Genomic DNA, 21,593 nt, shown 5'->3' with positions numbered 1-21,593 from the left:
TTATCCTCTGAGAACATAGTGGTAATCGCTTAAATGTTATAACTTGACACTATAAATTTAATGCTTTTATCGCTATGTTCCTAATTATCAAACGAATAATTTTATTCCTTATATCGAACTCACGTTAAAATAGATTGCGTGATGAAACAAATCTTGATTCTTTTGTGTGCCCTGTTGGGATTGGGCAGTTGCCAGGGCGGAAATTCCACCCAAATAGACAACCAGACGGTGAAACAATTTGATGTGGCCCGCTTCATGGGTAAATGGTACGAAATAGCCCGTTATGACCATCGTTTTGAAAAGGGGATGAGCCGGGTGACAGCCACTTACACTTTGCTCCCGAAGGGCGTATCGAGGTACTGAACGCGGGATACAAGGACGGGAAGTACAAGGAAATCAAGGGCAAGGCGAAACAGCCTGACCCGAACGACCCCGGCAAACTGAAGGTATCGTTCTTCCTGTGGTTCTATGCTGATTACTATGTGCTCGACATTGACCCGGATTACCGCTATGTGTTGATTGGTAGCAGCAGTGACAAGTATCTCTGGATCATGAGCCGGGAAGAGAAACTGCCTGACGATGTGCTTCAGAAACTCCTCGACGAACTGCGGAAACGCGGATACGACACAGATAGGCTGGTGTTCAATTAATGGAAGGATATTGATGGCGGAAAGCGCTTGTAATATAAAAAATCTCCTGCTTTGTCTTGATGAATAGGACGAAAGCAGGAGTTTTTTTTGTGGGTTCCAATCAATAAGATGGTTGCTTTCATGGTGCTGTGTTGAGGCACCCTTTTGTGGTTAGTGTCTCAGGCCCGGAAGCCGATGCGGCGTGTGGGCTGCGGTTCCAGTTTCAGCACCCGGTTGCCGAAGAGGTGACGGCTGGCAGCCTGTACGTCTTCCACCTCGATGGTACGGAACAGGAGGGTGTCGTCGGGCAGGGTAGGCAGTGACATGATGCGCCGGGCCATGCTCTTGATGAGGCCTTGCTCTATCAGGTTGTGTACCCAGCGCCCGTTGCCGAAATGTTCGTCGCGGTGGGTGGTAGCTTCCACGATGAGGCGGTACAGGGCCTCGCCTGCGGCAAGCGTCAGCTGGAAATTCTGTTTCTCCAGGTAGCGGTGCGCCATCTCCCGCAGCTCGTCCGCCGTGTAGTCGTCAAAGTGGAATTGGAGTGGGAAGCGGTCCTGCAAGCCCGGGTTGGTGCGCATCAGCAACTGCATCTTGTCCTCGTAGCCGGCCAGGATGACAATCAGGTCGGGATTGGGTTCCGAGAGTACGGGAAGCAGTGCATGGATAACCTCCTTGCCAAAGTCCTTTGTTTCCTCCCGGGTGGTCACTAAGGTGTAGGCCTCGTCGATGAAGAGTACGCCGCCCCGTGCTTCCTGGATGGCCTCTCTGGTCTTCTTTTCCGTCTCTCCGATGAATTCGCCCACGAGGTTCGTGCGGCAGGTCTCCACGGTATGTCCCACGGAAAGCAGTCCCATCCGATGGTACATCTGTCCGATGAGCTTGGCCACCGTGGTCTTTCCCGTTCCGGGATTGCCGAGGAACAGCATGTGGTGTCGGTTCTCGTGCGAGGTGTCGAGTCCCAGTTCCTGCCGTTTCTTGGTGAAGCGGGCCAGCATCCGGGCTTCCTCCAGATCCTCTTTCAGTCGCGTCAGTCCCACCATCTCCTGCAAGGCCTGTTCGGCATCGAGAACCTCTTCGGTGGATGCTTGCGTTGGCTGGTCGTCAGAATCTTCCAACTTGAGGGTATCGGTTCCTTCCGGCGTGAGAATGTCGGTTTTCAGCAGCATGTCTTCCTCGTCAAACGGTAGGGCAAGCAAGCCGGCCGGAGTTTCTTCATCCGGGTCGGCATCGGCAGGGCGGTCGGGAGTATAAATCGTATTCTGCTCGGTAAAGAGCCGTTCTATCCCCTCACTGTAGGTCCGCAGCTGGCAGGTGGCCGCTAACAGTCCGTAGAAGATGAAGCGGGGGCCAGACGAGGCGTTCTGCTCCAGCCACTGTCCTAACAGGTCGACCAGAAGGGTATCCTGGTCGGAGTAGGTCAGGTAGGGCACTTCCACTAACACCACCTTCTTCTGACTGATTTTCTGCTGCAACTGTTTCCATGACAGGGAGCTGTTCAGCAGTTCCCGCAAAGAAAAATGATAGCAGAGCGATGCCTTCTTCTCACAGAAATGGAAAGCTAACAGACGGATGGCACAGGTACGGGCCTGGTCGCCTGTCACGAGCAAATGGGGCACGGGAAGCTGACGGCTGTCGAGGGCGTGGAACAGCTCGATGAACTGCCGGATATAGTTGCCGTCGCTTCCCTCCCGCAGCAGTCGGTCGAACAAGGGCAGGAAGCAGAATTTTTCGGCAAAGTATTTTTCTTCGGGTCGTCTCTGGAAATCCTCCACCTCGGTCTTGTCCCAGCGTTCGTAGCCGGCATAGAGTTCCACGAGGGCCCATCCCATCGGGTGCCCGTTACGGTAGACATAGATGCGGTAGAGGCCGACACCCCATACCTCATCAGAACAGATGTCGAAGCGGACTTTGCGGAGATTTTTTCTCGGCAGTTCGCGGGCGTCGCAACCTAAGAAGCGGTATTCATCGGAATATACGCGGATGGAAAGTTCCTGTGTATCGGTAAAGCCATCGGGATGAGAGAGTTCCACAGCGAGGTGGTTCTGAGCATATTCGGGAGCATAAAGTTCTTCAGAAAAAGTGCGGGAAACACGTAACATAAGATTTTTCATATACAACAAATGGATTTTAAAGTGAAAAAATAAATGAAGAGAGTTGAAACCTGCAGGCACGAACGGTCTGCGGGAGTAGGTAGAGTCCCTCTCGTTTCCCCATTGAAAGAGAGGTACGCGGCTGGTACGTCAAAGAGCACAACAATCCCGGCCTCCTTGTCGGAAGCAATCGTTCATTCGATTCCTAAGCTGAGAAAAATCCGGTCAGGACCTCAGCGGAACGTAACGAAAACTTAGTGTGACTTCTTTAACGATCATTTGTTGTATATCAAATCAAAGTGCGATAAATCTCCTTTAGACGGAGGTTCGGAGGCAAAGATAGATATTCTTTTGGGAATAAGCAACTAAGGACACTTTTAATTTTCAACTATTCACTGAGAATCTGTTCTTTTGTGCTTATGTCTATACTTAAAAGACAGAAGAACATAAGAACAAAAAATTAAAGAACGACGGAGTGGGGTGCACACAAAAAATATGTTCTTTTGTTTTTCTGTCTGAAAAAAGAAAACATCCACAAAACAAAGAAAAAAGAATGCAGGTAATGCGTTTGTAGAATTGGAAGATTATCCCTAATTTTGAGTGTAGATAAAAATGAAGAATATGGGTGACACAAATTATAATCTGCAACGATTTTTGGATGCCCAGGAAGACATGTATCCCGTAGCATTGAAGGAAATCCGCAAGGGCGGCAAGCAGAGCCATTGGATTTGGTATATCTTCCCTCAGGAGAAGGGGCTGGGCTATAGTTACAACTCCCAATTCTATGGATTGGATGGCGAGGAAGAGGCACGGGCCTATCTGGCACATCCGGTGTTAGGAACTCGTCTGCGGGAAATCACTCGTGCTTTGTTGGCGCATCGCGGACATCGTACGGTACGGCAACTGATGGGTTCGGAGGTGGACGTGTTGAAACTGCGCAGCTCGATGCAGCTGTTCGACAAGGTCTCCCCGGACGATGTGTTTGCCGAGGTGTTGAAAGCCTATTTTTCTACTAAATAAGAAGGAGGAAGCCATGAAAGATATCCGAATAACCGTGATGCGCAAGGCGTGCTACCGCGACTTGATGGCGCTGTATGAGAATCCCCTTGAACATCCCTGTGATATGGAAGAAGGGCAGGTGTTCATCGCCCACGGCTGGGAGAAGCCCGAGGGACTGTGTGAGAGTGCGTGGCAGAGCATGTCGCCTTTCGTGATGGCACTGGCGCATGGGGGAAGTAATTTCTACGACGGCTGGATGAAGAACGAGCGGTCGGCCATGATTTCGTGCAACGACGGTTTCCGTCCGGTAAGTTTCCTGATAGAAGTAATCGATTAATACCGAAGAATATGTTAGCTTATACCTATATGAAGCAGGGGCAGTTTGCCTTGTTGGAGAAGCCGATGCCTGTGCTGAAAGACCCGAAGGATGCCTTGGTGCGCGTCACCTTGGGAAGTATCTGCACCAGCGATTTGCACATCAAGCACGGCAGTGTGCCGCGGGCCGTACCGGGCATCACGGTGGGCCATGAAATGGTGGGCATCGTGGAGCAGGTGGGAGCGGAAGTCACGACCGTAAAGCCGGGCGACCGGGTGACGGTCAACGTGGAGACTTTCTGTGGAGAGTGTTTTTTCTGCCGCCACGGGTATGTGAACAACTGCGAGGACCTCGACGGGGGTTGGGCATTGGGTTGCCGTATCGACGGCGGTCAGACGGAATACGTGCGGGTGCCGCATGCCGACCAGGGACTGAACCGTATTCCCGATGGGGTGACGGACGAGCAGGCGCTTTTCGTGGGTGACATTTTGGCCACCGGCTTCTGGGCTGCACGTATCTCGGAAATCACGCCCGACGATACGGTGCTGCTGATTGGGGCCGGACCTACGGGAATCTGCACGCTGCTCTGTGCCCGCTTGAAGCATCCGCGCCGCCTCATCGTGTGTGAAAAATCGGAAGAGCGCATCCGTTTCGTGCAGACGCATTATCCCGAGGTACTGGTTACTACCCCGGAGCAGTGTCAGGCATTCGTGAAAGCCCACAGTGCGCACGGTGGAGCCGACGTGGTCATCGAGGTGGCCGGAGCCGATGACACCTTCCGTCTGGCTTGGGAATGTGCCCGTCCGAATGCCATCGTGACCGTCGTCGCCTTGTACGACCGTCCGCAGGTGCTTCCCTTGCCCGACATGTACGGCAAGAATCTCACCTTCAAGACGGGAGGGGTAGACGGCTGTGACTGTGCCGAAATCCTCCGGCTGATTGCGGAAGGTAAGATTGACACCACGCCGCTCATCACGCACCGCTTCCCCCTCAACGAGATAGAAGAGGCTTACCGCATCTTCGAGAATCGTCTGGATGGGGTGATTAAGGTGGCGGTAACCCCTCGCAATGACAAATGATTGTACCACATAAAAATATACAGACTATGCGAAAGAATTTTGGAGTAAACACATGCTTGTACCCGATGCCCGTCTTTATCGTGGCTGCGTACGACGAGAATGGAAAGCCCAACGCCATGAATGCCGCGTGGGGTGGAGTTTATACGGATAACATGGTGGGCATCTGCCTGTCTGAGGGCCATAAGACGACCCAGAATATCCTGGCTACGAAGGCTTTCACCGTGAGCATGGCGACAGTCGGTCAGGTAGTGGCTTGCGACTATGTAGGTCTTGTTTCCGGAAAGAGAGAGCTGGACAAGTTTGCCAAGGCGGGCTTCCATGCCGTGAAGTCGGAGTTCGTGAATGCCCCGATTATCGAGGAGTTGCCGATGACCTTGGAATGTGAACTGGTTTCGTACGACAAGGAGAGCAACCACCTGGTAGGCCGTATTGTCAATGTGTCGGCCGCAGAAGAGATTCTGGACGAGAATGGAAAGATTGATCCTGCCCGTCTGAAACCGATTACTTTTGACCCGATTCATCACCAGTATCTGGCCATCGGTGAGAAAGTGGGCAATGCCTTCTCCGACGGGAAAGCATTGAAGTAGAATCAGTGAAGTAAAAAGAAGCCGCCACGTGTCTTCAGCAGGATGCGTGGCGGTTTTTTCATTCTGCCAGATTAGGAATTGCGGCAGATAAACCTTACCTTTGTGTAGGTATAAAAACGAAATGGCCATGAACAGACTTTATCCGGTAGGCATACAGAATTTCGAAGATCTCCGCAGCAGGGGATATATTTATGTAGACAAGACCTCTCTTTTATATAATCTGGTACAGACAGGAAAGTATTATTTCCTGAGCCGTCCTCGTCGGTTTGGGAAGAGCTTGATGATTTCCACATTGGAGGCTTACTTTCAGGGAAAGAAGGAACTTTTCAAAGGACTTGCCATGGAAAGTTTGGAGAATGACTGGACGGTGCATCCCGTACTGCACATGGATTTGAATACGGAAAAATATGATACGGAGGCAAGTCTGGAAAACAAGCTGGAACTGACCCTGAAACAGTGGGAGGCGGAATATGGCTATAATCCGGATGAGTATTCCGTGGCGACCCGTTTTGAGGGAGTAATCCGCCGGGCAGCGAAGAAAACCGGACAGAAGGTCGTGATTCTGATTGACGAGTACGACAAGCCGATGCTTCAGGCCATCACGAACCCGGATTTGCAGACCAAATTCCGCAACACGCTCAAGGCGTTTTACGGGGCGCTCAAGTCGTGTGACGGTTCCATTTATTTTGCGATGCTGACGGGCGTGACGAAGTTCAGCAAGGTGAGCGTGTTCAGCGACTTGAACAACCTTATGGACATTTCTATGGATAACCGTTATGCGGAACTTTGCGGTATCAGCGATGCGGAACTTCATGCGTATTTTGAGGAGGACATTCACGCGCTGGCGGACAATCTGGGTGTGGATTACGCAAAGGCCTGCGCTTTGTTGCAGGAAAACTACGACGGCTATCATTTCTGTTATAAATCGGTGGGGATGTACAATCCCTTCAGTCTGCTGAATACCTTTGCCAAGAAGCAGATTGGGAGCTATTGGTTCGAGACGGGTACGCCGACCTACCTGGTGGAACTGATGAAGCTTCACCATTACCGGGTGGATGAAATCGAACACATCGTGACCAGCGGTCCGGTGCTGGACTCCATCGATGCGGCCTCTACCGACCCGGTGCCGGTCATCTACCAGAGTGGGTACCTCACCATCAAGGACTACAATGCGGAGTTTGAAAACTATACGCTGGGTTTCCCGAACCGGGAGGTGGAGCAGGGCTTCTTCCGCTTCCTGCTGCCCAACTATGCGTCAGTGAGCACCAGCAAGTCGCCCTACGAGATTCAGTGCTTTGTGGGCGAGGTGCGCAAGGGGGATGTGGACGGTTTCCTGAGCCGGCTACAGACGTTCTTCGACGATACGCCCTACGAGCTGGCCCGCGACCGGGAAGTGCATTACCAGAATATCCTCTACATCGTGTTCAAATTGATGGGTTTCCATACCGAGGTGGAATATCACACATCACGCGGCCGGGTGGACCTGGTGCTGAAGACTGCCGATTACATCTACGTGATAGAGTTCAAACTGAACGGAACCGCCGAGGAGGCTCTGCAACAGATTGAGGAGAAAGGTTATGCTTCCGCCTTTGCAGCGGACGGTCGTAAGGTGATTAAGGTCGGAGTGAACTTCAGTGACGAGACCCGGAGCATTGAGCGGTGGATTGTGGCGTGAAAATTACGTTTCAATTTTGAAAATATAGGATGAATAAGGCCTGATTCCATTCAATGGGGTCAGGCCTTATTGTTTTGTGAAATCTATGATTCATCCAATTTATTTAGTAGAAACAATGGGTTTTCAGTAAAGGCCTGTGTGGATGAGATAGTGGATCCGTTCTCTGATTTTTGTATGAGGGTCTTGGAAGATAAGGAATGTATACAGCGCCTGAAGGCACGCAAGGGACTTCATCCTCTAGACTCATTTATTTCCCTCCAAAGAACTTCTTCTTGTAATACGATTCGGCGGTATAGAGTGCCGCTGCCGGATTGTTGCCCGTCACACGGTCCTTGGTGACGAGGGTAGTGACATACGCTTCCGAGTATTTGTAGAACAGGCTGTCGTGTCCTACGCAGAGACCGATGACCACGTTCAGGTCGGTGTGTGCCTTGTTCAGCAGGCGGGCTTGCAGAATCGGATTGCACATGGCGGCCCCGATACTCTCACACTGGGCGGGGATGCCCACTGATGTCTTGGGTTGTCCGGCTACCTTGCAGATGACGGAATACGCCTCGAAACCGTTGGCGCGGAGGATGCGGGCGAAGATACGTGCCTCGCGGATGAGCCCGATGCAGTTGGCAATGCCGATGCGGTGTGCACCGATTTTCCGGGCGAACTCCATGATTTCCTGTACGCGGGTCCACTGGCAGTAGCCTTCGTATTCCACTTCCGCACTGGCAACCATGATGTCGTGGTTGCGGCCCTCTTCGTAACGCTCCAGTGCCCATTGGCGGTCTTCCTCCTTCAGGTGGGTGGTCAGGCAGAAATCAGGATAAGTGCGGTCTTTGAATTTGCAGTTCTGTGTGCCGCAGTCCACACAGGTAGGTGTCGTTTCTTTTTCCATGCGACGAGTGTGATTGGTTAAACTGGGGACAAATATACGAGATTTCTTTCCAATTGGTAGATAGAAAACCGCATTTGGTGGATTCTATTTTCAGAAATGGGAACAGATGTCTACATTCGCTTCCGATTAGTTTTCATTTAAATTGTGTGTAAGATGAAGAAATTGATGTGGATGGCTTGTGGACTGGCTTTGCTGTGTGCCCCGATGGGGGCCAATGCCATGAACCGCTTTGACGACCCGCAGGAGAAGGTGCAGAAGAAAGAAGTGCCCAATCCGGAAAAGGCGGCGCAACGTCGGACCGACGAGATGGACAAGATGCTGGACCTCACGGAGAAGCAGTACAAGAAGATTTACAAGCTCTTTCTGAAGGAAGAGAAGGAAAAAGTGGAAGCCCTGATGGAGCGTCATCCCGAGGGAATGAACGGTGAGTCTCCCATGGGAGGGAGACCGCCTATGGGAGGAGGACGCCTGCCCATGGGAGGAGGTATGCCTCCGCAAGGTGGAGGATTCCCTGGTATGGGAGGAGATATGGACGACATGACGCCGGAGGAGCGGATGAAAGCCCGTGGCGAAGAAATCCAAAAAGAGCAGGAAAAGCGGGAGAAGAAAATCCGCAAGATTCTCACTGACGAACAGTATGAAATCTGGCAGACACGGAAACCGCAGATCCTGCCGCCGATGCCGAAGGGCGATCGGCCGGGACCGGGCCCCCGTGAACGAGAAGAAGGGGAGACTCCGTTGCAGGAGGCCCGTGCGTTCTGAACTGTGTTTTCACATTTCAGATCGTTTCATTGGACGGGAGAGTAAAAGGGGAATTTCCTCTCCCGTCTATTTTTGTAAGAAATAATAAGAGGAAGTAGACTATGGAAGAATTGAAGGCACTTGATTTTTCAAATATGTTGAGGGAGAGTTATTTCACCGACGATTGTCCGTGTGCGCATCACAACTGCGAGCATACGTTGATTTATCTCTGCTCGGGCAAACTGGAGATTGAACAGGAAGGACGAAGGACGGTGCTCCACGAAGGGGAATGTGCGTTTATGCGCCGCGACTACCGGATGAGGTTACAGGAACGGGTGCAAGCGGGGAAACCTTACCGTGCGGTGGTATGGGAGTTCTCGCGGAATTTCCTGCGCGAGTTCTACCAGACACTGGATAGTGGGGCATTGCCTGTGCATGCGGAACGTAACCGCGACAGCCTGTATTTGCTACCGGCCAATCGTCCCGACATCCGGAGCCTTTTCGAGTCGGTCTTGCGTTTATTCGAGGCGGAGGTGAAGCCTTCGGAGGAACAGCTTCGCCGCAAGATGGTGGAGGGGCTGTACGTATTGCTGAACACGGACAAGAATCTGTATGCGTCGCTCTTCGATTTTACAGCCCCCTGGAAGATTGATCTCATGGATTTCATGGAGCAGAATTACATGAACGACCTTTCACTGGAGGAGATGGCCAGTTATACGGGCCGCAGTCTGTCTACGTTCAAGCGTGATTTCCAGAAATACAGTGAACTCACTCCTCAGCGGTGGATTACCCAGCGCAGACTGGAGGCGGCTTGTGAGCTGTTGCGCACTTCGCGGCAGAAGGTGTCGGAGGTATGTTGGAAGGTGGGTTTCAAGAATTTGTCGCATTTTTCCAAGATTTACAAGGAAAGGTATGGAGTGTCACCTACGGAGATGCGGGTCGAGCGTTGAACGCAGTGCAGCAGAAGCAGGTGGAATTCTGAGTCGGAAACCGTAAACGGGGTAGTTTCCGCAGTGAAACGGGTTGTGGGGATGAGAAAGAAACGGACTATCTTTGCCCTATCACCAATGAAACGAGGAAGAACTATGAAACAGATTTTGATGGCACTGGCCTTACTTTGCGGCGTGAACCTGACGGCCTGTGCCCAGAAACAAAAGACTCAGCCTATGACACATGATGCGAAAATCCTGGTGGCGTATTTTTCGGCCACAGGCACTACTGCCGAGGCAGCAGCGAAACTGGCCCGCGTGACGGGTGGGGAATTGTTTGCCGTGACTCCCCAACAGGCTTACACGGCAGCCGACCTCGACTGGCACAATAAGCAGTCGCGGAGTTCGGTAGAGATGAACGACGAGAAGGCGCGTCCGGCCTTGAAGACGAAAAAAGCGGATATGGCGGCCTACGACGTGGTGTTCATCGGTTATCCCATCTGGTGGGGCGTGGCACCGAGAATCATCAATACCTTTATCGAGAGCCATGACCTGAAGGGTAAGACGCTCGTGCCTTTTGCCACTTCGGGCGGCAGCGGTATCGCTTCGAGCGTGAAGGCCCTCAAGGCGGCGTATCCGTCACTGCAATGGACGGAAGGGCGTTTGCTCAACCGGGCCAGCGAGAGTGACATCCGCTCGTGGGTGGAGAAACTCGGCTGCCTCCGCTGACAGGCGACACGTGATTTTCCGGCGGGGAGATTCGCGGAATGTGCGGCAGATGTCGTAACTTTGCCGCACATTGAAAACAGACTGTGTTATGCCCGTTATCGAAATCACCTCGCTGACGCATCCCGGAGTGGACGTGTTCAGCACCCTGACCGAAGCCCAGCTGCGCAACCGTCTTGACCCGCAGCGGGGTATCTTTATTGCCGAGAGTCCGAAAGTCATCCGGGTGGCCCTGGAGGCCGGATATGAACCTGTGTCGCTGCTTTGCGAGCGGAAGCACCTCACGGGCGATGCGGAGGACCTCGTGCGGCGGATGGCCGACCTGCCTGTCTATACGGGCGACCGGAACTTGCTGGCCCGGCTCACGGGCTATACGCTGACGCGGGGCGTGCTGTGTGCCATGCGGCGTCCGGCTTTTCACCCGGTGGAGGAGGTCTGCCGCGGGGCCCGCAGGGTGGTGGTCATCCACGGGGTGGTCGATACCACCAACATCGGAGCCATATTCCGTTCGGCAGCCGCACTGGGCATCGATGCCGTGCTGCTCACCCCCGATTCGTGCGACCCGCTGAACCGCCGGGCGGTGCGGGTGTCGATGGGTTCGGTGTTTTTAGTACCCTGGACGTGGGTCGACCGTCCGCTGGAGCGGTTGAAGGCACTGGGTTTCCGCACGGCTGCCATGGCGCTGACCGACCGTTCCGTGCCGTTGGACTATCCGCCGTTGAAGGAGGAACCGCGCCTGGCCCTGGTGATGGGTACCGAGGGCGACGGACTGCCGGAAGCAGCTATCGAAGGAGCCGACTACGTGGTGCGTATTCCCATGGCGCACGGGGTGGATTCGCTGAATGTGGCGGCGGCCTCGGCCGTGGCTTTTTGGGAGTTGCGGAGCCGGGAATAAATCTTCAAACTGACAATTATTTTCAGTACATAAAAAACGCCTTGACGTTCGGGGAAACGTCAAAGCGTTTAGACTAAAACGTCCTTGTGTTTTGATTCAAACGCAAGGACGTTTTGTATGAAATGCACTTGCGTTTTCACTGAAACGCAAAGGCGTTTTTTCAAGGTCAGATTTCGTCCGGCCAAGGGCAGGGTTTTCCGGTCTTCTTGAACGACGGACGCTGGGCTCCCGAGCTGCGGAGGAACTCCCCGAGGTTGGCCGAGAGGGCTTTCACTACCTCCGGATACTGCTGGGCCAGGTTGTGCTGTTCACTGATGTCCGCCGGGATGTCATAGAGTTCCTTCTTTCCCGTTTCGTAGAAATAAATCAGTTTCCATTTTCCTTGACGGACGGTGCAGGTGGCGCCGATGCCCGGGCCTTGTTCGCCCCACAGGTTCGGACAGTTCCAGTAGAGGCTTCTGCCTTCCGAGGGGTCGCCGGTCTGCTTGAGCAGAGGCACGAAGCTCACGCCGTCCACGGTCTGCGGCACTTTCCAGTCGGTGATACCGGCCATCTCGAGGATGGTGGGATAGTAGTCCTCAATGATGACGTACTTGTCGCAGCGGGTGTTGGGTTTCGTCACACCCGGCCAGCTCACAATCATCGGTTCGCGGATACCGCCCTCGTAGGCCGAGCCTTTCCCGCAGGTGAGGGGCGCATTCTGCGTGTAGAGCGGTTCGTCTCTCCATTCCTTGCCGGTGGCATATCCGCCGTTGTCACCGCAGAACAGGATGATGGTGTTATCCGCCTCACCGTTCTTCTCCAGCCAGTCCATGATGTCGCCCAGGCTCTTGTCCATGCCTTCGATGAGGGACGCATAAGCTGCCTCTTTGTCCGACATGCCCCTCTTCTTGTACTTGTCGAAGAAGCGCACGTCCTTGTCAATCGGGATGTGGATGGCATAGTGCGACATGTAGAGGTAGAACGGCTGGTTGTAGGCCTTGGCCTTGTCGAGGGCCTTCAGGGCTTCCTGCGTCAGGGCCTCCGTAATGAACGTGCCCGTCTTCCAGTAGTGCTCCAGTCCTGGCACCGACATGAGCGAGGTAGGGTTTCCCTTGTCGTCGTGTCCGTAGCTCAGCTCGCTCAGGTACGTGGCCAGTCCCCCTGCTGCATGTCCGGCGATGTTCGTCTCGAAGCCGAAGTGACAGGGATTCTCTCCCGGGGTGTCAATGGCCCCCCAGTGCGCCTTTCCGCAGTGGATGGTGTGGTAGCCGCTGTCTTTAAGGAACTGCACGAACGACTTGGCCACGAAGGTGTGGTTCGTGCCCTCCACCTGCGCGATGCCGTTGTAGTTCCAGTCGGGCAGTTGCAGCACGTCACTTTGGGCGTCAGTGGTCTTGTCCTTCTGCAAGGTCCAGTTGGTCACCCGGTGACGGGCGGCGTTGGCTCCGGTCATCAGGCTGCAGCGTGTGGGCGAGCTGATGCTGGAGGCGTAGGCCTGAGTGAACATCATTCCCTGGCGGGCCAGACGTTCCATGTTGGGAGTTTCGTAACGCTCGTTGTACATCGTCTTCTGTGTCCAGAAAGGCAGGGAAGTGTCCTGCCATCCCATGTCGTCCACCAGGAAGAAGATGATATTCGGACGCGGGTCGGGACGGTCGTTGGCCATGGTATTCAACGGGGAAAGAATGGGAGCCAGTCCCAAGAGTGCGAGTAGATTTTTGTTCATAATATATTGCTATAAATTAATTGTTTACATGATAAATGCTAAAGTTTCGGATGAGAGGTTCTGCGGTACATTCCTCCACCACCAGCCGGAAGGATTGGGCTTCGACGGCAGGGAAGGATTCGATGCGCTTGTGTCCCACGGAAGAGCCTTTGGCCACGGTGGTCCACTTGCCGTTCACCTTTGCTTCCACCCGGTAGGCCCGGATGCGTTCGCCGCCGTTCAGGTCTTCCTGAATCTGGTAGTAGTTCACGGGTTGCGCCTTGTCGAGCGAGAGCGACAACCGCTTCTTTCCAGTGGCCGAAGTGGCTGCCAGCGGCTGGCCGAAACGGCGGTTGATTTCCGCGCCCCATTCCTTCAGACGGCGTACGTCGCCCTCCGGAATCAGACCGTCGGGGTTGGGAGTGAGTCCCACCATCAGCGTGGCGTTGCGGCCCACCGATTTCTCGTACATCTCCATCAGGTTTTCCAGCGGATAGACTGCCTTGTCGTCATCGCCCGGTTCCCAGAACCATTCGTGGCGTCCGTTGTAGCCGCGCAGGGGCGTGTCGGCCATGGCTGGCACCCAATATTTGCCGTTGGGGTCACCGTGGGCCAGCAACTTGTTGTGGTCAGTCACGCCGTCGGTAGCGTTGCTGTGGCTGTACGGGTAGGGGAAGCTCGACCAGCAGGGATAGCCCACGGTACCGCTTTCCGAACCACCCCAGCGCAGGTCGGCCCGGTTCACGTTATGATAGAACAGACAGTCGGGCTGGTATTCGTTCACGATGGGTTCCACGTCGGGACCCAAGCCTTTCGGGTCGTCGGCACCCCCGTCGAACCAAATCATGAAGAGGTCGCCGTAGCGGGTGCAGAGTTCCTTCACCATCTTTTCACACAGTCGCTTGTACCATGCCTGACGGTTGCGGGCAAACTCGCCTTCGCCCTCCGCCTTGAAGTTGTGGATGCCCAGCAGGGAGTTCCAGCGGATGCCGATGTAGATGCCCGGCTGCAGGCCGTATTTGCGGCAGGAGTTCACGAAGTCGCGCACGATGTCGCCCTTTCCGTCGCGCCATTTCACGGCCTTCAGGCAGTAGGGGTTCACGTCGCTCTGCCACAGTCCGAAGCCCGTCTCGTGGGTGGCGGTCAGGATGGCAAACTTGGCGCCGGCCGCCTTGGCCGACTGAATCCACTGGTCGGTGTCGAGGTGGTCGGGATGGAAGATGTTGTAGTCTTCAATCGGGTTGATACGGTTGTTGTCTTGTCCGTACACCTGTCCGTCGAACACGTGCAGGTCGTAGTGGAATACCACGCCCAGTTCGGCCTCGTGCCATTTCATCTGGCGGGGAGCCGGTTTCGGTCCTTCGGGTTCGGTGTTCCGGGCGTGAACGGCTGCACCGCAGGTGGCGAGCAGCATCAGTAGGGTAAAGAGTGTTTTTTTCATATTCAATGTGTCAAGTATTTTACAAACGGGTCATGGGTCTTTCCAAGCCATTGGATAAGGGTCTGGTGCAACGAATCGCAGAGCGTCGGCTGGCTTTCCGCCACGTTGTGCAGCTGGCCGGGGTCGGTGGTCCGGTCGTACAGCCAGGTCTGCGTCACTTTCCCTTTCTGCACATCCACCACGTAGGTGTAGCGGGCGGTACGGATGCCGCGTCGTCCGGATGTGGGGTCGGAAGGCACACAATAGTAATAAGGCTGGAAAGCGTCTTCGGGTGTCTGAATCTGTTCCTGCAGGAAATACCGGCTCCAGTCGTGTGTCTGCACGGTGGACGGAATCTCCGCCTTCTTTCCCATCAGCGAGAGCAGGGTAGGATACAAGTCGGCAAAGGCCACGGGCAGGTCGCTCCGTTGCGGATGGAGTCTGCCTTTCCAGCAGCATATCATCGGGATGCGCATCGCTTCCTCGTAGAACACGTTCTTGCCTTCCACTCCGTGTCCGCCCATGCAGACGCCGTGGTCGGACGTGAAAACGAGGAGGGTATTCTCAAACAGTTTGCAGTCTTTCAGGGCCTGTACGATGCGTCCCACCTGTTCGTCCACTCCGGTGATGCAGGCGTAGTAGTTGCGGATATTTGCCCGGAAATAGTCGCCTTCGGGAGTTCCTTTCTCCGGAATATACGGTTTCTGCCGGGCCAGTGCTTCCACGTCGAGCGAGTCGTACAGCCGTTTGTATTTATCGGGTACCAGCTCGTAGCCTGTGTGCGGGGGATTCATGGAAACCACCAGGGCAAAGGGGCGGTCGGACTGCACGCTTTCCGTGCGGATGAACTCGATGGCACGGTCGGCCTCGTAGACCGGTCCCCACTGGTTCACGTAGTGGAACTCGTCTCTTCCCGCCAAGGTATCCCAGTACATCGGATGCAGGTGGTTGTCGTAGGTGCCGTAGGCTATCCAGCGGTCGAAGCCGTGGCGGCGTTCGGGCGGACACCATTCGTTCCAGGCCACTGCCCCCCGGTTGTTGTAGGTATCCACGTAGGGAGGATGCGGCGCGTCGAGGTGCCATTTGCCGATGTAGGCCGTGGCATAACCCGCCTGTTTCAGTACGTCGCTCCAGCAGACCGCCTCGGTGGAAAGCTCCACCCCGTAGGGCGTGTTCAGCGAGTTGCAGTTGCCCGTTACCCCGTTGGCCATGGGATACATGCCCGTCATAAGCATGGCCCGGGCGGGCGAGGATACCGGATAGCTGCTCACGGCCTCCGTGAAGAGGATACCTTCGCTTGCCAGCTGGTCCAGATGAGGAGTCTGCACCGGTTCCTGTTGCAGGCAGCCCAGCGCATCGCCCCTGAACTGGTCGGCCATGATGAAGACCAGGTTGGGCTGCGAAGGGTTTCCTTGTGCGGACGCAGCTGCTGGAAGTGCGGCCAGTGCGGCGGATGTGTAGAGTAGGTGTGTCAGTTTCATAATCGGTCTAAAGATAGTGATAAAAAGGAGAAGTTTCCTGTTTCCAAGAATCTTCTCCTTTCATTATTCATACGCCGAAAAGATTATTCACCTTCCGGCAGGCTATTGGTCTCAATCTTCCATCCCGGATTCTGGTAGATAGGAGAAGAAGCATAATCGCCGGAGCCTTCCACGTCGGTGGTCAGACGGAAATGGTCGAAGGCAATCGGATAAAGATAACGGTTCGGGTTCCAGTTGTAGCCGTTGTAGGCGATGTTGGTCGAGATAATCCGATACGGCAACAGATAGTTGCCATCGCTCTTGGCCGATACGTTGGCTCCGTCAGTGCCAGCTTCTTTCAGTTCGATGACCGTCAGTGCCTTGTCGAAGCTCTTTCCGTTGATGCCCGTATCCGGAGTCGTATAACGTTTGTAATTCTCTTCCCACAGGTTGAAACCTTCCACTCGGTAGTTCTGCATCTTGTCGAGTGCACACCAGCGGCGGAGGTCACGCAGACGGAATCCTTCGGCAGCCAGTTCGATGCGGCGTTCGCGGCGGATGTTGTAGAGAGTTTCATCTACCAGATTGTTGCCAGAGTAGCGTGCCAAGTCGATTTCCTGATCCAGTTTGGTGTTTCGGATGGTCTTTTCAAAGTCCGTATCCATTCCGGCACGTTCGCGGATGGCTTTCCAGTATTCTTTACTTTTGGCATCGAGTGAATGGTTCAGTTCATAGTCGGCTTCCATGTAGTTGAGGTAAGCTTCTGCAGCACGGAAGATGACACAAGCTGTGGTAGCCGGCAGGGTAGGACCTTGCGACGGGTCGGTGGTCAGTCCTTTCTTGACCGAATATCCTGTCGTGCTGCGGTTTTCTGCCATTTCCGTAATCGGGGCACGGTAGTAATAGCCTGCGCCGTCGATGATGGCCTCGGTCATAGCCGCTTTTTCAGTCAGCATGTCGCCCGGCATCATCGTGTTGTAAGTCAGACGCGGGTCGCGTCCGTCGGCTACGTCCTGATAAGTGCGGTCGCCTTTGTAGTTGGCTCCGTCTGCATAAATCGGAAGTCCGTTTTTCATCAGGTAGGTATTGATCATACTGCGGGTATAACCGCTGTTTCCACCTCCGTTGCGTTGCAGGTAGCCCACCACAAAGTGGTTGACCGCCGGAGTCAGTTTGGCATCGTAGGCTCTCCAAAGCAGCACTTCCGGCATGCCGCTCAGTGAGTTGCTGTTGAAGAGGGCAGGATAGTCATTGTACAAAGGATGGTTGTCGGCCACAATCTGTGCGGCTTTCTTGGCTTCTTCCAGGAAATAACGGCTTTCAGCATCGATGTCGATGGTGAAGTCCTTCAAGTAATCCTTTTGTGCACCCGGCCATCCCGGTCCTCCTGGTACACGTGCCGTTCCTTTGTGGTATTTTTCCCATGTACCTTCAAACAGGGCTACACGGCTTTTCAGCAGGGCAGCACAATCCTTGGTCAGGCGGTTGCTGGTCGGAGGGGTACTTGCCATGAAATAATAGGCTGAATCCAGATTTTCGATGATGAAACGGGCCACTTCGTTGCGTGGACGGCGCTGGCTGGCCTGTTTCACCGCCTCGTAATTATCGGCTACAGTGGTTTTGATGATGGGGAAGTCGCCCAGTGAGTCCAGTTTGTTGGCATAATAGAAGGCCCGGAAGAAATAAGCTTCTCCCAAATAATGCTTGTTGTTGGCTTCATTGCCTCCCAGTTCGCCGGCTTCCAGCAGCGGACGTACCCGGTTGATGAAGTAGTTGGTTGAGCGGATGCCGCCGAACTCCCAGGCACCTCCCGACTGTGGCACACGGTTTTCACCGTTTACAAACAGTTTCTCCGGATTGGATGCCGCCTGGTTATCACTGTTGTTGTCGGTGGCAAACACACCGATGCTGTAAACTCCCGGCTGATGTGAAGGAAGAGTCTCATACAAGTTGGCTGTATAGGCTGCCAGGTCGTTTTCGCTGAGCAGGTATTTTTCTACGGGCACTGCATCCAGTGGCTCTCTGTCCAGAAAATCGTTGCAGGAGCAGGCCAGTGCCGTCATTCCGATGGCGAATAATATATTCTTTTTCATGGTTTATTCGAATAGTTAAAGGGTTAAAGTGTCACGTTGATACCGAATGAGAAGGTCTGTGAAAGCGGATATGTTTTACCGTTAGACCAGCCGTTGGCGGCAATGGCTTCCGGGTCGAACATATCGGCAATGCCACTGATGGTAAACAAGTTTTCGGCACTGAAATATACGCGTACTTTTTCAATGTGTGCCTTGTTGGTCCATGCTTTGGGGAGAGTGTATCCCACCTGCAGGTTCTTCATACGCATGTAGGCACCGTTCTGAAGGTAACCGGTCTGCGTCAGCTTGTTCTTGTTTCCCTTGTCGCCGATGTAAGCTTTCGGGTAGTAAGCGTTTGTGTTCGGGCCGAAGATGGAAGTGGTGTTTTCCGGACGCCAGTAATCGAGGTGCTCTTCGAAACCGACAGACTGCCATTCGCCTCCGTCAACTCCCCAGAACATCGGACCGCTGAGCCAGAGGTCACGTTTCAATACGCCTTGGAAGAACATCTGGATATCGATGCCTTTCCAGTCGGCACCAAGGTGAAGACCGAAATTGAAACGTGGTTCGCTGTTACCGATGACTCTCAGGTCGCCGTGATCGTCTACAGTCTTGGAACCGTCGTCCACCACTTTGTCGCCATTCAAGTCTTTGTACATGATATCGCCTGCACCCCATTGTGAACCCAACTTGCTCTGGTCGTTCGAAGCCAGCCATTCCTGCATCTGTTGGTCGCTCTGTGCGATGCCCTGAGTTTCATATCCCCAGATTTCACCGATGGTCTTTCCGTCATAGTAAGCGTAAGTGGAACCGTCGGACTGGAAGATGGCTTTGGATGCATTCGGGTATTTCTTCACTGTAGCCCGGTTGTCGGAAAGGTTGAAGCCCAAGTCGTAGTTCACCTGTCCGATGCGGTCTCTCCAGGAGATGTTCAAGTCCCATCCCTTGTTTTCCAGTTCGGCGTTGTTGGTGTTCGGGAGGGAAGTACCCAGAGCGGCACCGATTTCAGCCGGAGGGCCTACCATACCTTTGGTACGGCGGATGAAGTATTCGAATGAACCGGTCAGGCGGTTATTGAGCAGTCCGAAGTCGAAACCGATGTTCGTATTGTAAATCTTTTCCCAGGTGAGGGTACTGCTGACCAGTCCCGGCACGCCGGAAGTGGTAGGACGTACACCGCCCATCAGCCAGCTTCCTCCGTTGGCCACTACATTTTGTGTCAGGTAGAACGGATAGAAGGCATCGGTGTTCTGGTTACCCAGCATACCCCAGGATACGCGCGGCTTGAAGGTGTTGATGACCTTGGTCAGCGGTGCGAAGAACGATTCGTGTGCCATGTTCCATCCGAAAGAGAATGACGGGAAGAGGTTCCAGCGCTGGTCGCGGAGGAAGCGTGAAGAACCGTCGTAGCGGAGGTTGGCTTCAAACAGGTAACGTTCTTTGTAAGAGTAGTTGATACGTCCGAAGAAACCGGCAGTAGCCCAGTTCTTATACTGAGTAGGGTTGTTGTCGTCGTTGTTGATTTTGTCTTCACCTACGGCTGCGCCGATTTCCGGAATCAGGCTGGTGATGACGTCGCTGCGCTGTGCGGAAAGAGAACGCACGATGTATTCTTCCGTATTCATACCCAGCATCACCTTCAGGTAGTGGTCGTTTTTTTCGAGGGTATAATCCGTATAGAAAGAAGTGGTATAGAAGTTGCTGTTCAGGTAGTTCATGCGGGCAAAGGTTGCTCCCGGTGCATAACTTCCGCTGAATGCCAGTTCTACCGGATTGTTGTTGATGTCATATTCATAAATCTTGTTCAGGTTCACCTGCTTGTTTTGGTTGATGACGCGCATGCCGGCCTCTGCGTAGATATTCCAGTTCTTGAGCGGATGGAGTACCAGTTGGCCCTGCAGGTAAATATCATCGTTGTGGGTCTTCGAACGTCCGCCGTCGGTCAGCTGTGCCAGTTTGCCGTTGCGCATGTAGTGTCCGTTGGGGTCCTTGAACGGCATCATCGGCCACATGCGGGCGATGTCGTGATACAACAAGCCACCTTCTTCCAGGTAAATCGGGTTGTCGAGGTCGTAGCGGATGAACTTGGTACTCAGGTTGAAATCAATATATTTATTAATTTTTGTGTTGATTTTCGCGCTCAAGTTGTAACGCTTCATGTTATCGTTTCCGTAACGCAGGTTACCGTTCTGGTTCAGGTAACTTCCGGATACATAATATTGCAGCTTTTCGGTTCCTCCGCTCATGCTGAGGTTGTGTTCGTTGCTCCATGCCCAGGCGAAGTGAGTCTTGTACCAGTTCACGTTGTCGTTGGCCTTTTCATGGAAATGCCAGTTGGTTCCGTTCGGGATGGTGGTTGTGGTGATTTTTCCCGCCATGTAGTCCTGAATACGGCCGATGGTTTCATCATCGAAAATGATTTTCTCTCCCTGGTTCACCGAAGCCTCGTTGAAGTAGTTGGCAAAGCGGTAGGAGTCGAGCTGGTTCGGCAGGTTGGTCGGACCGGAGTAACGAAAACTGTTGTTATAATTGATGGTCATTTTTCCGGCCTTTCCTTTTTTGGTGGTAATCAGGATGACACCGAATGCCGCACGTGAACCGTAGATGGAAGAAGAGGCTGCATCCTTCAACACGGAGATGCTTTCAATGTCTTCCGGGTTCAGGGTGTTCATGTCGCCTTCCATTCCGTCAATCAAGATCAGCGGTTCTCCTTTGGAGCCTGTACCGATGGTACCTGTACCGCGGATGTTGACTTTCATGGACTGTCCGAGCTGGCCGCCCAAATCGGCTGCCGACAAGTTCAGGCCCGGTACGGTTCCCTGCAAGGCCTGTCCCACCTGTGATACCGGACGTGATTCCAGTGCTTTGGTATCGACAGTAGCTACGGCACCGGTCAGGTTCACCTTCTTCTGTGTACCGAACCCTACCACTACCACTTCGTCGAGTGTCTGGGTGTCTTCCGACAGGGCTACCTGATAAGAGGTCTTGCCTTTCTGTACCGGGATTTCCAATGTCTGATAACCGATGTACGATACGACCAGCGTACTTCCGGCAGCCACGTTGTTGAGCTGGAAGTTTCCGTCCAGGTCGGTGATACCGCCGTTGGTCGTACCTTTAATTACTACTGACGCCCCGATGATGGGTTCATTCAGCTTCTTGTCTGTGACAATTCCGGAGATGCTCATCTGTTGCGCGTGTAGCGGTAGCAAACCTGCCAGCACTGCGATGAGCAGAGTGATGAATTGTGTCTTCATAAGGTTCCTTTTTAGATTAAGTTATTAATTAGATGGTTAAATAAATTGGGTGTCTTCACCTTTTGCAAAGCTATGAATTTAAAGGATTTGTCAAGGTGGGTAAACGTTGCATTCATAGGGGGTATTCTTCTTATTTGTGCTTTTT

Annotated in this window: 16 protein-coding genes and 1 pseudogene; 10 read left to right on the top strand and 7 right to left on the bottom strand. The window is 53.6% G+C overall.

What is annotated here, in order from left to right:
- Positions 1–216: 216 nt before the first annotated feature.
- Positions 217–650 (top strand): annotated as a pseudogene (locus H6A28_RS13165) (lipocalin family protein); the annotation flags it as partial.
- Positions 651–808: 158 nt separating this feature from the next.
- Here the strand turns inward: H6A28_RS13165 and H6A28_RS13160 are convergent.
- Positions 809–2,743, bottom strand: coding sequence for an AAA family ATPase (locus tag H6A28_RS13160; RefSeq protein WP_239465370.1), 1,935 nt, complete (start codon positions 2,741–2,743; stop codon positions 809–811).
- 591 nt (positions 2,744–3,334) lie between these two features.
- Between H6A28_RS13160 and H6A28_RS13155 the strand changes: the two genes are divergently transcribed.
- The 5 genes from H6A28_RS13155 (at position 3,335) to H6A28_RS13135 (ending at position 7,378) form a co-directional block, all read left to right on the top strand.
- Positions 3,335–3,742 (top strand): DUF1810 domain-containing protein, encoded by a 408-nt coding sequence (locus H6A28_RS13155; protein ID WP_204480773.1) that lies wholly within the window; start codon positions 3,335–3,337, stop codon positions 3,740–3,742.
- 13 nt (positions 3,743–3,755) lie between these two features.
- Complete coding sequence (locus H6A28_RS13150) at positions 3,756–4,058, top strand: TIGR04076 family protein (protein ID WP_204480772.1); 303 nt, start codon at positions 3,756–3,758, stop codon at positions 4,056–4,058.
- An 11-nt stretch (positions 4,059–4,069) separates the two neighbouring features.
- Positions 4,070–5,116: an alcohol dehydrogenase gene (locus H6A28_RS13145; RefSeq protein ID WP_204480770.1), complete on the top strand. Its 1,047-nt coding sequence runs from the start codon at positions 4,070–4,072 to the stop codon at positions 5,114–5,116.
- Between the two features lie 26 nt (positions 5,117–5,142).
- Entirely contained in the window at positions 5,143–5,703 is a 561-nt protein-coding gene (locus H6A28_RS13140; RefSeq protein ID WP_204480768.1) for a flavin reductase family protein, read from the top strand.
- A gap of 127 nt (positions 5,704–5,830) precedes the next feature.
- On the top strand, positions 5,831–7,378 hold the full coding sequence (locus tag H6A28_RS13135; RefSeq protein WP_204480766.1) for an ATP-binding protein: 1,548 nt from the start codon (positions 5,831–5,833) through the stop codon (positions 7,376–7,378).
- A 247-nt stretch (positions 7,379–7,625) separates the two neighbouring features.
- Here H6A28_RS13135 and H6A28_RS13130 read toward each other — a convergent pair whose 3' ends face one another.
- Positions 7,626–8,264, bottom strand: a complete 639-nt coding sequence (locus tag H6A28_RS13130; RefSeq protein WP_204480765.1) for a DUF1847 domain-containing protein — start codon at positions 8,262–8,264, stop codon at positions 7,626–7,628.
- Between the two features lie 153 nt (positions 8,265–8,417).
- Here H6A28_RS13130 and H6A28_RS13125 point away from each other — a divergent pair, with 153 nt between their 5' ends.
- The 4 genes from H6A28_RS13125 (at position 8,418) to H6A28_RS13110 (ending at position 11,555) form a co-directional block, all read left to right on the top strand.
- Positions 8,418–9,026, top strand: coding sequence for a hypothetical protein (locus tag H6A28_RS13125; protein WP_204480763.1), 609 nt, complete (start codon positions 8,418–8,420; stop codon positions 9,024–9,026).
- 101 nt (positions 9,027–9,127) lie between these two features.
- Complete coding sequence (locus H6A28_RS13120; RefSeq protein ID WP_204480761.1) at positions 9,128–9,955, top strand: helix-turn-helix domain-containing protein; 828 nt, start codon at positions 9,128–9,130, stop codon at positions 9,953–9,955.
- Between the two features lie 135 nt (positions 9,956–10,090).
- Complete coding sequence (locus H6A28_RS13115) at positions 10,091–10,663, top strand: flavodoxin (RefSeq protein WP_204480759.1); 573 nt, start codon at positions 10,091–10,093, stop codon at positions 10,661–10,663.
- A gap of 88 nt (positions 10,664–10,751) precedes the next feature.
- Entirely contained in the window at positions 10,752–11,555 is an 804-nt protein-coding gene (locus H6A28_RS13110; RefSeq protein WP_204480757.1) for a TrmH family RNA methyltransferase, read from the top strand.
- A 166-nt stretch (positions 11,556–11,721) separates the two neighbouring features.
- On the opposite strand, the gene H6A28_RS13105 is transcribed toward H6A28_RS13110, so the two are convergent.
- The 5 genes from H6A28_RS13105 to H6A28_RS13085 all read right to left on the bottom strand — a co-directional run bounded on the left by H6A28_RS13105 (position 11,722) and on the right by H6A28_RS13085 (position 21,448).
- A complete protein-coding gene (locus tag H6A28_RS13105; protein ID WP_204480755.1) occupies positions 11,722–13,263 on the bottom strand; it encodes a sulfatase in 1,542 nt (513 codons plus the stop codon).
- Between the two features lie 16 nt (positions 13,264–13,279).
- Positions 13,280–14,683, bottom strand: coding sequence for an alpha-L-fucosidase (locus H6A28_RS13100; RefSeq protein ID WP_204480753.1), 1,404 nt, complete (start codon positions 14,681–14,683; stop codon positions 13,280–13,282).
- Between the two features lie 2 nt (positions 14,684–14,685).
- Complete coding sequence (locus H6A28_RS13095; RefSeq protein WP_204480752.1) at positions 14,686–16,143, bottom strand: sulfatase family protein; 1,458 nt, start codon at positions 16,141–16,143, stop codon at positions 14,686–14,688.
- 83 nt (positions 16,144–16,226) lie between these two features.
- A complete protein-coding gene (locus H6A28_RS13090; protein WP_204480750.1) occupies positions 16,227–18,215 on the bottom strand; it encodes a RagB/SusD family nutrient uptake outer membrane protein in 1,989 nt (662 codons plus the stop codon).
- Between the two features lie 23 nt (positions 18,216–18,238).
- Complete coding sequence (locus tag H6A28_RS13085) at positions 18,239–21,448, bottom strand: SusC/RagA family TonB-linked outer membrane protein (RefSeq protein ID WP_204480748.1); 3,210 nt, start codon at positions 21,446–21,448, stop codon at positions 18,239–18,241.
- Positions 21,449–21,593 lie beyond the last annotated feature (145 nt).

The sequence above is a fragment of the Bacteroides mediterraneensis genome (assembly GCF_016900355.1).
Lineage (GTDB): Bacteria > Bacteroidota > Bacteroidia > Bacteroidales > Bacteroidaceae > Phocaeicola.
This window is presented reverse-complemented; position numbering and strand designations above follow the sequence as displayed.

Coding starts and splice junctions, on each gene's coding strand:
- H6A28_RS13160 (WP_239465370.1), bottom strand. CDS start 2,743: ATGAAAAATCTTATGTTACGTGTTTCCCGCACTTTTTCTGAAGAACTT.
- H6A28_RS13155 (WP_204480773.1), top strand. CDS start 3,335: ATGAAGAATATGGGTGACACAAATTATAATCTGCAACGATTTTTGGAT.
- H6A28_RS13150 (WP_204480772.1), top strand. CDS start 3,756: ATGAAAGATATCCGAATAACCGTGATGCGCAAGGCGTGCTACCGCGAC.
- H6A28_RS13145 (WP_204480770.1), top strand. CDS start 4,070: ATGTTAGCTTATACCTATATGAAGCAGGGGCAGTTTGCCTTGTTGGAG.
- H6A28_RS13140 (WP_204480768.1), top strand. CDS start 5,143: ATGCGAAAGAATTTTGGAGTAAACACATGCTTGTACCCGATGCCCGTC.
- H6A28_RS13135 (WP_204480766.1), top strand. CDS start 5,831: ATGAACAGACTTTATCCGGTAGGCATACAGAATTTCGAAGATCTCCGC.
- H6A28_RS13130 (WP_204480765.1), bottom strand. CDS start 8,264: ATGGAAAAAGAAACGACACCTACCTGTGTGGACTGCGGCACACAGAAC.
- H6A28_RS13125 (WP_204480763.1), top strand. CDS start 8,418: ATGAAGAAATTGATGTGGATGGCTTGTGGACTGGCTTTGCTGTGTGCC.
- H6A28_RS13120 (WP_204480761.1), top strand. CDS start 9,128: ATGGAAGAATTGAAGGCACTTGATTTTTCAAATATGTTGAGGGAGAGT.
- H6A28_RS13115 (WP_204480759.1), top strand. CDS start 10,091: ATGAAACAGATTTTGATGGCACTGGCCTTACTTTGCGGCGTGAACCTG.
- H6A28_RS13110 (WP_204480757.1), top strand. CDS start 10,752: ATGCCCGTTATCGAAATCACCTCGCTGACGCATCCCGGAGTGGACGTG.
- H6A28_RS13105 (WP_204480755.1), bottom strand. CDS start 13,263: ATGAACAAAAATCTACTCGCACTCTTGGGACTGGCTCCCATTCTTTCC.
- H6A28_RS13100 (WP_204480753.1), bottom strand. CDS start 14,683: ATGAAAAAAACACTCTTTACCCTACTGATGCTGCTCGCCACCTGCGGT.
- H6A28_RS13095 (WP_204480752.1), bottom strand. CDS start 16,143: ATGAAACTGACACACCTACTCTACACATCCGCCGCACTGGCCGCACTT.
- H6A28_RS13090 (WP_204480750.1), bottom strand. CDS start 18,215: ATGAAAAAGAATATATTATTCGCCATCGGAATGACGGCACTGGCCTGC.
- H6A28_RS13085 (WP_204480748.1), bottom strand. CDS start 21,448: ATGAAGACACAATTCATCACTCTGCTCATCGCAGTGCTGGCAGGTTTG.